The organism is Pseudomonas germanica, assembly GCF_019614655.1.
Taxonomy (GTDB): Bacteria; Pseudomonadota; Gammaproteobacteria; order Pseudomonadales; family Pseudomonadaceae; genus Aquipseudomonas; species Aquipseudomonas neuropathica.
Genome location: NZ_CP071586.1, coordinates 1,495,015 through 1,507,614, shown reverse-complemented (window position 1 = coordinate 1,507,614; position 12,600 = coordinate 1,495,015). Strand labels below are relative to the sequence as shown.

Below are 12,600 nucleotides of genomic sequence, written 5' to 3'. Positions count from 1 at the left end.
CGCGAAGAGGCCGGAAGGGTCAACATTGATGTCGTCTGACCCGGTGCTTTCGCGAGCAGGCTCGCTCCCACAGGGGATTTGCGATTGTTGAAGCACGCCGTCTCTACACAGAAGCCAACCGCACCTGCTTCTCCAGCTCCACCTTCAACCCCGGCTCCAGCTTCAACTGCCGCGCCAGTTCATCCAGATAGCTCTTCTCCATGAAGTTCTCCTCATCCACCAGCATCACGCTGGCGATGTACATCTCAGCCGCCATCTCCGGCGTGCTCGCGGCGCGGGCCACGTCAGTCGGGTCGAGAGGTTTATTGAGTTCCGCGTGCAGCCAGTGTTGCAGTTCCTGGTCGTTGTCGAGTTTGGTGAATTCGCCTTCGATCAGTTGGCGCTCACGGTCATCGATGTGGCCGTCAGCCTTTGCGGCGGCGACCAGCGCCTTGAGAATGGCTTGGCTGTGTTGCTCGGCTTGCGCGGGTGGAAGGCGATCAAGGGTTTGTGGTTCGCGTTGTGGTGCGGTGCCTTTTTGCGCGTTGTAGTTGCCGTAGGCTTTGTAAGCCAGCACACCCAGCGCAGCGAGGCCACCGTAGATCGCGACTTTCCCGCCGACCTTGCGCACTTTCTTGTTACCGAGCAACAAGCCCATCGCGCCGGCCGCCAATGCGCCACCACCTGCGCCTGAGAGCAAACCGCCAAGGCCACCGGAGCCTGAAGCGCCGCTGAGCAAACCGCCCAAGCCACCGCTGGCCGATTTGTTCTGCGAACCACCGGCCTTGTTCTGCAACAGATCCTGGCCGGACTTGAGTAGTTGATCGAGCAATCCACGGGTGTTCATGTTCCGCCTCCAAAACAGGGGTTATCCGGATCTATAAGGCCTCCAGCCTAGTTCGAAAGTGCCCCAGCCCTGCTTGCGAGTGTGCTTCCAGATGTTGCTCAGTACGCCCAAGCCGTTCGTGAAAATAGATATACACTCAGCCCAATCTATAAAAACCGCCCACTGGGTAGCCCTTCTCATGATGACCCTGCGTCAGATCCGTCATTTCATCGCTGTGGCCGAAACCGGTTCGATCTCCGCCGCCGCGCAAACCGCGTTCATATCCCAATCAACCCTGACCCTGGCGATCCAGCAACTGGAAGAGGAAATCGGCGTCAGCCTGTTCAGCCGCCACGCCAAGGGCATGACGCTGACACACCAAGGTCATCAATTCCTACGCCAGGCGCACCTGATTCTGGCGACCGTGGATAACGCCAAACGCAGCCTGCAACAGAGCACTGATCAGGTTGCCGGGCAGTTGATCATCGGCGTGACCAGCCTCGTCGCCGGTTATTACCTGGCGGATCTGCTCACCCGTTTTCAGCGCGCGTATCCCAATGTCGAAATCAGAGTGATGGAAGACGAACGCCCCTACATCGAGCATTTGCTGGTCAGTGGCGAGATCGATGTCGGCGTATTGATCCTCTCCAACCTCGAAGATCGCCACGCTTTGCAGACTGAAGTACTGACTCACTCGCCCCACCGTTTATGGTTGCCAGCCCAGCACCCGCTGCTGGAACACGACAGCATCAACCTCGCCGACGTCGCCCGCGAGCCGTTAATTCAGCTAAACGTCGATGAGATGGATCGCAATGCCCAGCGATTGTGGCGCGGCGCCGGGTTGCAGCCAAAAATCACCTTGAGAACCGCCTCGACCGAAGCGGTGCGAAGTCTGGTCGCCGCCGGTCTGGGCGTATCGATTCAACCCGACATGACTTACCGCCCATGGTCGCTGGAGGGCGACATCATCGAAGCGCGTCCCATCGCCGACCTCAATCAGACCTTGGACGTGGGCCTGGCCTGGCGACGTGGCACTGCGCGCCCCGCTCTTGTCGACCCATTCCTGACCGTAGCCCGTGAGCAACCCCACGGCGGGCGCAAGCCATCTATTTAATCGAATGCCGCCTTCAGTATTTAGTATTTGTCGACCTCGGAGCCGCGCACTAGTCTTGCTGCATCTATAAGACGGTCGGCTCCCGGTTTCAGGGAGCAACAATGGCCACACAAGAAAAGAGATCGCGGAAAATGGCTGGCGCGCAGACCCCGATGTGTACCGCGTTGTTGATTGACGGCGAACTGGTCGCCGGGGAAGGTTTTGTCGAGCCGATTCTCAATCCGGCCACCGGCGAAATCCTCACGCACATCGCCGAAGCCAGCACCGAGCAAGTCGAAGCCGCCATCCTCGCCGCCCACCGCGCATTTGCCGAGTGGTCGCGCACCACACCTCAGCAACGTTCGAACCTGTTGCTCGAGATCGCCAACGCCGTGGAAAAACACGCCGACCACCTCGCCCGCCTCGAATCGCTGAACTGCGGCAAGCCGTTGCACCTGGCGCGTCAGGACGATTTGACGGCGACCGTCGATGTGTTCCGTTTCTTCGCTGGCGCCGTGCGCTGCCAGACCGGTCAGCTCAGCGGCGAATACCTGCCGGGCTACACCAGCATGGTGCGTCGCGATCCGATTGGCGTGGTCGCCTCGATTGCGCCGTGGAACTACCCGATCATGATGGCCGCGTGGAAAATCGCCCCGGCCCTCGCCGCCGGCAACACGCTGGTGTTCAAACCGTCCGAACACACGCCGCTGTCGATCCTCGCTCTGGCGCCAGCGCTGGCCGAAATCCTCCCGCGCGGGGTCATCAACATCATCTGCGGTGGCGGCGAAGGCGTTGGCAGCCATTTGGTCGGCCACGCTAAAGTGCGCATGGTGTCGCTGACCGGCGATATCGTTACCGGGCAGAAAATCCTGCAAGCCGCCGCGAAAACCCTGAAACGCACGCACCTCGAACTCGGCGGCAAAGCCCCGGTGATCGTCTGCAACGACGCCGACATCCAGGCCGTGGTCGATGGCGTGCGCACTTACGGTTACTACAACGCCGGGCAGGACTGCACCGCTGCCTGTCGGATCTACGCGCAGGCCGGGATTCACGACAAATTGGTCGCCGAACTCGGCGCCGCCGTCAGCAGCCTGCGCTTCGCCGGCAAACGTGATGCCGATAATGAGATCGGCCCGCTGATCAGCACCCGCCAGCGCGACCGCGTCGCCAGTTTCGTCGAGCGCGCCCTCGGCCAGCCGCACATCGAACGCGTGACCGGTGCGGCGGTGCACTCCGGTGCCGGTTTCTACTATCAGCCGACGCTGCTCGCCGGTTGCAAACAGAGCGACGAAATCGTCCAGCGCGAAGTGTTCGGCCCGGTGGTCACGGTGACCCGTTTCGACGAACTCGCCCAAGCCGTCGACTGGGCCAACGACTCCGAATACGGCCTCGCCTCGTCGGTCTGGACACAGAATCTGGACAAGGCCATGCAGGTTGCCGCGCGCTTGCAGTACGGCTGCACCTGGATCAACAGCCATTTCATGCTGGTCAGCGAAATGCCCCACGGCGGGCTGAAGCGCTCCGGTTACGGCAAAGACTTATCCAGTGATTCGCTGCAGGACTACAGCGTGGTGCGGCACATCATGGCCCGCCACGGCCAGCATCTCTGACTACGCTAATAACAAGCCGCCAACGGCATGCTTCACCGCGTTCACAACTGCCCCGACCATAATTTAAAGAAGAGGGTTCAACCATGTTCGTGCACAAGACCGCACTGCTCAGTGCAATCACCACGGCCCTGCTGGCCAGCGCCAGCCTGCAAGCGGCCGAGCCGTTAAAGGCTGTCGGTGCTGGCGAAGGTCAGCTGGATATCGTTGCGTGGCCGGGTTACATCGAACGTGGCGAGAGCGACAAGGCTTACGACTGGGTCACCGGTTTCGAAAAAGAAACCGGCTGCAAGGTCAATGTGAAGACCGCTGCGACCTCGGACGAAATGGTCAGCTTGATGGCCAAGGGCGGTTACGACCTGGTCACCGCGTCGGGTGATGCCTCGCTGCGGTTGATCGTCGGCAAGCGGGTGCAACCGATCAACACTGCCTTGATCGCGAACTGGAACACTCTCGACCCGCGCCTGAAAGATGCGCCGTGGTACGTAGTCAACAAGCAAACTTACGGCACCCCGTACCAGTGGGGCCCGAACGTGCTGATGTACAACACCAACGTGTTCAAGACTGCGCCGAGCAGTTGGAACGTGGTGTTCACCGTTCAGGATCTGCCCGACGGCAAGCCGAACAAGGGCCGCGTGCAGGCGTATGACGGCCCGATCTACATCGCAGATGCGGCGCTGTATCTAAAGTCGACCAAGCCTGAACTGGGTATCAAGGATCCGTATCAACTGACCGAAGATCAGTACAAAGCCGTGCTTGATCTGTTGCGCGCACAGCAGCCGTTGATCCACCGCTACTGGCATGACACCACGGTGCAGATGAGCGACTTCAAAAATGAGGGCGTGGTCGCCTCCAGCGCCTGGCCGTATCAGGTCAACGGCCTGATGAACGAGAAACAGCCGATCGCTTCGACCATTCCGAAAGAAGGCGCTACGGGTTGGGCTGATACCACCATGTTGCACGCCGAGGCCAAGCATCCGAACTGTGCGTACAAGTGGATGGACTGGTCGCTGAAACCGAAAGTCCAAGGCGATGTGGCGGCGTGGTTTGGTTCGTTGCCGGCCGTTCCTGCGGCGTGCAAAGAGAGTGAGTTGCTTGGCGCGGAAGGTTGCAAGACCAACGGCTTCGACCAGTTCGACAAGATCGCCTTCTGGAAAACCCCGCAGGCTGAGGGTGGCAAATTTGTGCCGTATAGCCGCTGGACCCAGGACTACATCGCGATCATGGGCGGCCGCTAGCTCTCAATAACGACGCGGCCTGCCCCCTTTCCCCCTTGGGGGAGAGGGCTGGGGTGAGGGGGTAGCTTTTGCCTTTGCTCTTGATCTCAGAGCAATGACCGAAACCGCCACCCTCACCCCCCGCCCTCTCCCGGAGGGAGAGGGCGCTCAAAGCGGATCGCATTCACCGTTAGATGCCGATCGCTCCCACGCTCTGCGTGGGAATGCATCACCGGACGCTCCGCGTCCATTTGCACGAGGTGACGCAGAGCCTCACAGGCAGCATTACCACGCAGAGCGTGGGAACGATCATTCGAAAGACTGTTTTTTCAAAAGGCTGGGCAGGGCCGCTGCGACGGCCTTCGCCTTTTTGGAGCACCGCACCATGACGCTTGCAGTCCAGTTCACCAACGTTTCCCGGCAGTTCGGCGAGGTGAAGGCCGTTGACCGGGTTTCCATCGATATCGAGGACGGCGAGTTCTTTTCCATGCTTGGCCCTTCCGGCTCGGGCAAAACCACCTGCCTGCGCCTGATTGCCGGTTTCGAACAACCGAGTGCCGGCTCGATCCGTATCCACGGCGTCGAAGCGGCCGGTTTGCCGCCGTATCAACGTGACGTCAACACGGTGTTTCAGGACTACGCGCTGTTCCCGCACATGAATGTCCTCGACAACGTCGCCTACGGTTTAAAGGTCAAAGGCGTCGGCAAAAACGAGCGGCATAAACGCGCCGAAGAAGCCTTGGACATGGTCGCCCTCGGCGGTTACGGCGCACGCAAACCGGTGCAGTTGTCCGGCGGTCAGCGCCAGCGTGTGGCCCTCGCCCGCGCCCTGGTCAATCGCCCGCGTGTGCTGCTACTCGATGAGCCGCTCGGCGCGCTGGATTTGAAACTGCGCGAGCAAATGCAAAGCGAATTGAAGAAGCTGCAACGCCAGCTCGGGATCACCTTCATCTTCGTCACCCACGATCAAACCGAAGCGCTGTCGATGTCCGATCGCGTCGCCGTGTTCAACAAGGGCCGCATCGAGCAGGTCGACACGCCGCGCAATCTGTACATGAAACCGACCACCACTTTCGTCGCCGAATTCGTCGGCACCTCGAACGTGATTCGCGGCGATCTCGCACGCCAAATCAGCGGTCATCCGCAGCCGTTTTCGATTCGTCCGGAACATGTGCGTTTCGCCGAAGGCCCCTTGGCCAGCCATGAAATCGAAGTCAGCGGTTTGCTCCACGACATTCAGTATCAGGGCAGCGCCACGCGTTATGAATTGACCCTGGAAAACGGCCAGACCCTGAGCATCAGCCACGCCAACACTCATTGGGTCGACAGCAGCGCACAGCACCAGACCGGCCAGCGCCTGAGCGCACGCTGGGCGCGGGAAGCGATGATCCCGCTGCACGACACCGTGACGAGCGGGGTGTGAAATGAGCACGCTCGCGATGACTCAATCGCCGCCGTTGCGCCGGTTTTCCAACCTGCTCTACCGCAAGCCAAACCTTTATCTGTCGATGCTGCTGGTGCCGCCACTGCTGTGGTTTGGCGCGATTTATCTCGGCTCGTTGCTGGTGCTGCTGTGGCAGGGTTTCTACACCTTCGACGACTTCACCATGGCGGTCACGCCTGACCTGACCCTGGCGAATTTTGCTGCGCTGTTTCAGCCGTCGAACTTCGACATCATCCTGCGCACGTTGAGCATGGCCATCGTTGTGTCGATCGCCAGCGCCATCGTCGCGTTCCCGATCGCCTATTACATGGCGCGCTACACCACGGGCAAGACCAAGGCGTTTTTCTACATCGCAGTGATGATGCCGATGTGGGCCAGTTACATCGTCAAGGCGTATGCGTGGACGTTGCTGCTGGCCAAGGGCGGTGTGGCGCAATGGTTCGTGCAGCACTTGGGGATGGAGCCGGTGTTGCAGTTCATTCTGGGGATTCCCGGCGTCGGTGGCAGCACCTTGTCGACCTCGCATCTGGGGCGATTCATGGTGTTTGTTTATATCTGGCTGCCGTTCATGATTCTGCCGATTCAGGCTTCGCTGGAGCGTCTGCCGCCGTCGCTGTTGCAGGCTTCTGCCGACCTCGGCGCCAAGCCGCGCCAGACCTTTATGCAGGTGATCTTGCCGCTGTCGATTCCGGGCATCGCCGCGGGGTCGATCTTCACGTTTTCGCTGACCCTGGGCGACTTCATCGTGCCGCAACTGGTCGGGCCGCCGGGTTACTTTGTCGGCAGCATGGTGTACGCGCAGCAAGGTGCGATCGGCAATATGCCGATGGCGGCGGCGTTCACGTTGGTGCCGATTGTGTTGATCGCGGTTTACCTGTCGATCGTCAAACGTCTGGGGGCTTTCGATGCGCTCTAATTCAGAAAAGCAGGGGGAGAAAGCCTCTCTAGGTCTGAAAGTCGCTGCTTGGGGCGGGTTGGTATTTCTGCACTTCCCGATCCTGATCATCTTCCTTTACGCCTTCAACACCGAGGAAGCCGCGTTCAGCTTTCCGCCGAAGGGCTTTACGTTGCACTGGTTCAGCGTGGCGTTTTCGCGGCCGGACGTTTTGGAGGCAATCAAGCTTTCGTTACAGATCGCAGCCATCGCCACGTTGATTGCGATGGTCCTCGGCACCTTGGCTTCAGCAGCGTTGTACCGCCGCGATTTCTTCGGCAAACAGGGCATTTCGCTGATGCTGATTTTGCCGATTGCGCTGCCGGGAATCATCACCGGGATCGCCTTGCTGGCGACGTTCAAGACGCTGGGGATCGAGCCAGGGATGTTCACCATCATCGTCGGCCACGCGACCTTCTGCGTGGTGATCGTCTACAACAACGTCATCGCCCGATTGCGCCGCACTTCGCACAGTTTGATCGAGGCCTCGATGGATCTTGGCGCCGATGGCTGGCAGACCTTTCGCTACATCATCCTGCCCAACCTCGGCTCGGCATTGCTGGCCGGCGGCATGTTGGCGTTTGCGTTGTCGTTCGACGAGATCATCGTCACCACGTTTACCGCCGGGCATGAACGCACGTTGCCGTTATGGCTGCTCAACCAACTGAGCCGCCCACGGGATGTGCCGGTGACCAACGTCGTCGCCATGCTGGTGATGATGGTGACGATGCTGCCGATCCTCGGTGCTTATTACCTGACGCGTGGTGGCGAGAGTGTCGCCGGCAGCGGTGGCAAATAACCGAATAACTGAAGAAACCGAATCCCGTGTAGGAGCTGCCGAAGGCTGCGATCTTTTGATATTGCTTTGAAGATCAAGATCAAAAGATCGCAGCCTTCGGCAGCTCCTACATGGGTTCGGTTTCGGCAGAACAATAAAAGTGTTAGTGAGGACAACAGACATGCAAACCAAACTCTTGATCAACGGCCAACTGGTCAACGGCGAAGGCCCGGCGCAACCGGTGCTCAATCCTTCGCTCGGCGAAGTCCTGATTGAAATCAACGAAGCCAGCGAAGCCCAGGTCGATGCCGCCGTGCGCGCTGCCGACAACGCGTTCGCCGACTGGTCGCAAACCGCGCCGAAAGACCGCTCGCTGCTGCTGCTCAAACTCGCCGATGCCATCGAAGCCCACGGCGAAGAACTGGCCAAGCTCGAATCCGACAACTGCGGCAAACCCTACAGCGCCGCGCTCAACGACGAGATCCCGGCGATTGCCGACGTGTTCCGTTTCTTCGCCGGCGCCAGCCGTTGCATGAGCGGCTCGGCCGCTGGCGAATACCTGCCCGGCCATACCTCGATGATCCGTCGCGACCCGGTCGGCGTGATTGCCTCCATCGCGCCGTGGAACTACCCGCTGATGATGGTCGCCTGGAAAATCGCCCCGGCGCTGGCGGCCGGTAATACCGTGGTGCTCAAGCCGTCGGAACAAACCCCGCTGACCGCGTTGCGTCTGGCTGAACTCGCGTCGGAAATCTTCCCGGCCGGTGTACTCAATCTGGTGTTTGGTCGCGGTCCTACAGTTGGCAGCCCATTGGTTACGCACCCGAAAGTGCGCATGGTTTCGCTGACCGGTTCGATCGCCACGGGCGCCAATATCATTTCCAGCACCGCCGACAGCGTTAAACGCATGCACATGGAGCTGGGTGGCAAGGCGCCGGTGATCATTTTCGACGACGCTGATATTGATGCGGCGGTTGAAGGCATTCGCACCTTTGGTTTCTACAACGCCGGGCAGGACTGCACCGCCGCTTGCCGGATCTATGCCCAGCAAGGCATTTACGACAAATTCGTCGAGAAGCTCGGCGCGGCGGTCAGCAGCATCAAGTACGGGTTGCAGGATGATCCGTCGACCGAGTTGGGGCCGCTGATTACTGCGCAACATCGTGACCGGGTTGCAGCGTTCGTCGAACGTGCCGTGGCGCAGCCGCACATTCGCTTGATCACTGGCGGCAAGGCCGTGGACGGCAATGGTTTCTTCTTCGAACCGACCGTGTTGGCCGATGCGCAGCAAGACGATGAAATCGTCCGTCGTGAGGTGTTTGGGCCGGTGGTTTCGGTGACCAAGTTCACCGATGAAGCGCAGGCGCTGGAATGGGCCAACGATTCGGACTACGGCCTCGCGTCCTCCGTGTGGACAGCGGATGTAGGACGTGCGCATCGCATGTCGGCGCGTTTGCAGTACGGCTGCACGTGGGTGAATACGCACTTCATGCTCGTCAGCGAAATGCCCCATGGCGGTCAGAAATTGTCCGGTTACGGGAAAGACATGTCCATGTACGGGCTGGAGGACTACACCACGGTTCGGCATGTGATGTTCAAGCACTAAGCCTTTAAAAGCTTCGCGAGCAGGCTCGCTCCCACAGGGGTAAGTATTCCAAATGTGGGAGCGAGCCTGCTCGCGAAGGCGTCACCCCGGTATCAGGAAAGAAACCGGCACTACGCACCACCAGGATTCCACACCTAACAATAACTACCGAACCGGGCGGCGCCCACAAAGCACCGCCACGGCCTCGGCCATCCGAAATCTGCCGATTTCACGGAGCAATCACACATGAGTTCCTCACCCGATCTCGCCGCAGCCATCGCCGACAGTGATGCCGAACAACTGCGCAAGCTGGGCTACACCTCGAACTTCAATCGCAGCATGAGCCTGTGGGAAAACTTCGCTTTAGGCTTCACTTATCTGTCACCGGTCGTAGGAGTTTATACCCTGTTCGGCCTATGCCTCGCCGCCGGCGGCCCACCGATGTTCTGGGCCTACTTGCTGGTCGGTTGCGGCCAGTTGCTGGTGTGCCTGATCTTCGGCGAAGTGGTTTCGCAGTTCCCGATTTCCGGCGGGGTTTACCCTTGGGCACGCCGATTGGTCGGTAAAAAATGGGCGTGGATGGTCGGCTGGATCTACTCCATCGCCCTGTGCGTCACCATCGCCGCCGTTGCGGTCGGCGCTGGCCCGTACCTGGCCGCCATGCTCGGCTTTGAGCCAAGCAACAACACCAACATCGTCATCGCCCTGGTGCTGACCCTGTTCGCCACACTGGTCAACCTCAGCGGCACCAAAGTGCTGGCGCGCATTGCCATGTTCGGCTTTCTCTGCGAACTGGTCGGCGCGGTGATCGTCGGTGTTTACCTGCTGGTGTTCGAACGCCATCAACCGCTGAGCGTGCTGTTCAACACCTTCGACATCAGCGTCGACGGCTCGTACCTGCCGGCGTTCCTCACTGCCTCGCTGGCGGGAATGTTCCTCTACTACGGCTTCGAGGCTTGCGGCGACGTCGCCGAAGAAACCCCGAACCCGAGCGCAAAAATCCCGGTGGCCATGCGCATGACCATCTACATCGGCGGCATCGCGGCGATGTTCGCCTGCCTGGCGCTGATCCTCGCCGTGCCGGACATGCAAGCGGTGATCAACGGCACCGACAAAGACCCGGTCACCACCATCCTCAACAACGCCTTCGGCCCGGTCGGCTCGAAAGTGGTGATGGGCGTGGTAATGATTTCCTTCATCTCCTGCGTCATCAGCCTGCAAGCCGCGGCGAGTCGCCTGCTGTACTCCTACGCTCGCGACGAAATGGTCATCGGCAGCCGACTGCTGAAAAAGATTTCTCCTACCACCCAAGTACCGGTTGCCGCACTGTTCGTGTCCGGCGTCCTGCCGGCCCTGATCATCGCCCTCGGCTTCTTCCTGCAAGACGCCGTCGCCACCATCGTCAGCTTCGCCGCCATCGGCATCTACCTCGCGTTCCAGATGATCGTCCTAGCCGCGCTGTACGCCCGCAGCAAAGGCTGGAAACCCAGCGGCAAATTCACCCTTGGCGCATGGGGCTGGCCGGTGAACATCGGCGCGCTGGTGTACGGCGTTGGCGCAATCATCAACATGGCCTGGCCACGTACGCCGGATGCGGCGTGGTATGTGAACTATGCGATGGTGTTGAGCACAGCGATCGTGATTGGCTTGGGCTTGGTTTATATGTGGATTGGCAAGCCGTATGACCATGGCAAGGCGCCGGCTGGGGATGCTTGGAAGGTGAGTCGCTAAGAAGAATCACCCCGGAATCGAGATTTGATTCTGGGGTCTCCTCGAAGCACTGTCATCAATTCATCAGTACGCCATTTGATATCGGCTTTACCTCTAACAGCTTCGAAGCGATCCAGATCGATCACCTTTCTCTTTTTACCCTTCGCTTCATCTTTGCTCACAGAATTGCTTCTCCCTTTTCCCGATTGCTAACTCATAAAGGAAAATCTTCGGTGCAGTGATGGTTTAGCAGCGTAATCTAAAAAAACAGGCATTTCCTACAGACACAGCCTGCCTGAAAAAGCCCCATTTCCTACGATGTGTGGCGAAAGGGTAGACTTGTCGCCGCAAGCGCCTGACCGATAGGCTTTATCCCGTCGCTGTTAATTCAGCGATCCGGGGTCGAAGCCGGAAACTGTCAAAACGGTGCTTGCATGCCCTCCATTGAACTGCGGCTTTTTCACAACTTCAGTTCTGCTTTATGGCGGGCCGTGTGGCGCGGGCCTTCCGGCTTTACCGTTTCGACAGGAAGTAACCCGACTTCGAACGCCACTCGGCTCGCCACCCAATTTTTCGAAGAATTGGTGGCGACTTTCCAACTCGAAACGGAAGTCACTACATGTCTACGCAAATCCAGAATCCACCTTCAACGCACTTCACCCCCACCGTCTTCACCCGCCACAACCGCTTCCTCCACGCCTTCATGCAAGACCACGAAGCCTGGTTCTGCGTGCAAGATCTCGGTCGCTTGATGGGTTACCCCCTGAACGAACGCCTCACCCTGAAACTCGATCCCGATCAGCGTCGCCATGTCCTTCTGCGTCGTGACGGCGAAATCATCGATTGCGCGATGGTCAGCGAGTCCGGCCTGTTCGCGCTGCTCGTCCATCACTTCGTTCCGGAAAACCGTCACCTGCGCCATTGGCTGAGCCATGAAGTCATTCCGATGCTGCGCGAAACCCATTCAAGCCCAGTGGAAAACCATCCGAGCCTGAGTTCGATGCATTGGGCTGGCGTCACCGTGCCGTTGCTGCACTGGCAACAGCAGGCGTGGGTCAAATGGCGGGATGTGCCGGAGTTGATGCACGGCCAGCGGCCGTATCCAGTATTGGGAACGTGTAGCTGATCCGAATAAAAAGGGGCGGACCTTTCAGTCCCCCCCTTTTTATTTCGACTCAAAACCGCGAAACACTCCGCATCGCATCCACCAGATACCTCATCGCAATCCGGTCATTCTCCGAAAGCTCCCGATAACGCTCCACCAGTTTCACTTCGTCAGAGCTGAGCCGACGCCTTTTGCGGCCGCTGCCGAGGCAGGGAAAGATGCCCAACATGTCGGTGATCCCTTGTATTTTTGCCATGGACGATGTCCTTCAATACTTCAAAGAATTGCTAAACCACCACATCGCCCTGCCCCTTACAGCAGC

The 12,600-nt window shown here is 59.4% G+C and carries 11 protein-coding genes; 9 read left to right on the top strand and 2 right to left on the bottom strand.

Features of this window, described 5'->3' with window-relative positions:
* Positions 1–103: 103 nt before the first annotated feature.
* Positions 104–826, bottom strand: a complete 723-nt coding sequence (locus tag J0G10_RS06535) for a tellurite resistance TerB family protein (RefSeq protein WP_095050363.1) — start codon at positions 824–826, stop codon at positions 104–106.
* A 178-nt stretch (positions 827–1,004) separates the two neighbouring features.
* On the opposite strand from J0G10_RS06535, the gene J0G10_RS06530 reads away from it, so the two are divergent.
* From J0G10_RS06530 to J0G10_RS06490, 9 genes are all read left to right on the top strand, one after another.
* Complete coding sequence (locus J0G10_RS06530; RefSeq protein ID WP_053117503.1) at positions 1,005–1,919, top strand: LysR family transcriptional regulator; 915 nt, start codon at positions 1,005–1,007, stop codon at positions 1,917–1,919.
* Positions 1,920–2,050: 131 nt separating this feature from the next.
* Positions 2,051–3,508: a gamma-aminobutyraldehyde dehydrogenase gene (locus tag J0G10_RS06525; protein ID WP_095050362.1), complete on the top strand. Its 1,458-nt coding sequence runs from the start codon at positions 2,051–2,053 to the stop codon at positions 3,506–3,508.
* 83 nt (positions 3,509–3,591) lie between these two features.
* Positions 3,592–4,743 carry a putative ABC transporter substrate-binding protein YdcS gene (ydcS, locus tag J0G10_RS06520; RefSeq protein ID WP_220558111.1) on the top strand — a complete coding sequence of 384 codons (1,152 nt, stop codon included), beginning with the start codon at positions 3,592–3,594 and terminating at the stop codon, positions 4,741–4,743.
* 364 nt (positions 4,744–5,107) lie between these two features.
* The gene (locus J0G10_RS06515) at positions 5,108–6,145 is read left to right on the top strand and encodes an ABC transporter ATP-binding protein (RefSeq protein WP_220558109.1); all 1,038 of its coding nucleotides are present in this window, start codon (positions 5,108–5,110) and stop codon (positions 6,143–6,145) included.
* A gap of 1 nt (position 6,146) precedes the next feature.
* On the top strand, positions 6,147–7,082 hold the full coding sequence (locus J0G10_RS06510; RefSeq protein ID WP_220558107.1) for an ABC transporter permease: 936 nt from the start codon (positions 6,147–6,149) through the stop codon (positions 7,080–7,082).
* Positions 7,072–7,899 carry an ABC transporter permease gene (locus tag J0G10_RS06505; RefSeq protein WP_095050358.1) on the top strand — a complete coding sequence of 276 codons (828 nt, stop codon included), beginning with the start codon at positions 7,072–7,074 and terminating at the stop codon, positions 7,897–7,899. The genes J0G10_RS06510 and J0G10_RS06505 overlap by 11 nt, the downstream gene beginning before the upstream one ends.
* 160 nt (positions 7,900–8,059) lie before the next feature.
* Positions 8,060–9,484 carry a gamma-aminobutyraldehyde dehydrogenase gene (locus J0G10_RS06500; RefSeq protein ID WP_095050357.1) on the top strand — a complete coding sequence of 475 codons (1,425 nt, stop codon included), beginning with the start codon at positions 8,060–8,062 and terminating at the stop codon, positions 9,482–9,484.
* 225 nt (positions 9,485–9,709) lie between these two features.
* Complete coding sequence (locus J0G10_RS06495) at positions 9,710–11,194, top strand: APC family permease (protein ID WP_095050356.1); 1,485 nt, start codon at positions 9,710–9,712, stop codon at positions 11,192–11,194.
* 598 nt (positions 11,195–11,792) lie between these two features.
* Complete coding sequence (locus J0G10_RS06490) at positions 11,793–12,299, top strand: BRO-N domain-containing protein (protein ID WP_095050355.1); 507 nt, start codon at positions 11,793–11,795, stop codon at positions 12,297–12,299.
* 49 nt (positions 12,300–12,348) lie between these two features.
* On the opposite strand, the gene J0G10_RS06485 is transcribed toward J0G10_RS06490, so the two are convergent.
* On the bottom strand, positions 12,349–12,534 hold the full coding sequence (locus J0G10_RS06485; RefSeq protein WP_007908956.1) for a hypothetical protein: 186 nt from the start codon (positions 12,532–12,534) through the stop codon (positions 12,349–12,351).
* Positions 12,535–12,600 lie beyond the last annotated feature (66 nt).

What these genes read in the sequence shown, in the direction of transcription:
- J0G10_RS06500 (WP_095050357.1), top strand. Translation starts at nt 8,060, where the DNA reads ATGCAAACCAAACTCTTGATCAACGGCCAACTGGTCAACGGCGAAGGC.
- J0G10_RS06525 (WP_095050362.1), top strand. Translation starts at nt 2,051, where the DNA reads ATGGCTGGCGCGCAGACCCCGATGTGTACCGCGTTGTTGATTGACGGC.
- J0G10_RS06505 (WP_095050358.1), top strand. Translation starts at nt 7,072, where the DNA reads ATGCGCTCTAATTCAGAAAAGCAGGGGGAGAAAGCCTCTCTAGGTCTG.
- J0G10_RS06530 (WP_053117503.1), top strand. Translation starts at nt 1,005, where the DNA reads ATGATGACCCTGCGTCAGATCCGTCATTTCATCGCTGTGGCCGAAACC.
- J0G10_RS06495 (WP_095050356.1), top strand. Translation starts at nt 9,710, where the DNA reads ATGAGTTCCTCACCCGATCTCGCCGCAGCCATCGCCGACAGTGATGCC.
- J0G10_RS06490 (WP_095050355.1), top strand. Translation starts at nt 11,793, where the DNA reads ATGTCTACGCAAATCCAGAATCCACCTTCAACGCACTTCACCCCCACC.
- ydcS (WP_220558111.1), top strand. Translation starts at nt 3,592, where the DNA reads ATGTTCGTGCACAAGACCGCACTGCTCAGTGCAATCACCACGGCCCTG.
- J0G10_RS06535 (WP_095050363.1), bottom strand. Translation starts at nt 826, where the DNA reads ATGAACACCCGTGGATTGCTCGATCAACTACTCAAGTCCGGCCAGGAT.
- J0G10_RS06510 (WP_220558107.1), top strand. Translation starts at nt 6,147, where the DNA reads ATGAGCACGCTCGCGATGACTCAATCGCCGCCGTTGCGCCGGTTTTCC.
- J0G10_RS06485 (WP_007908956.1), bottom strand. Translation starts at nt 12,534, where the DNA reads ATGGCAAAAATACAAGGGATCACCGACATGTTGGGCATCTTTCCCTGC.
- J0G10_RS06515 (WP_220558109.1), top strand. Translation starts at nt 5,108, where the DNA reads ATGACGCTTGCAGTCCAGTTCACCAACGTTTCCCGGCAGTTCGGCGAG.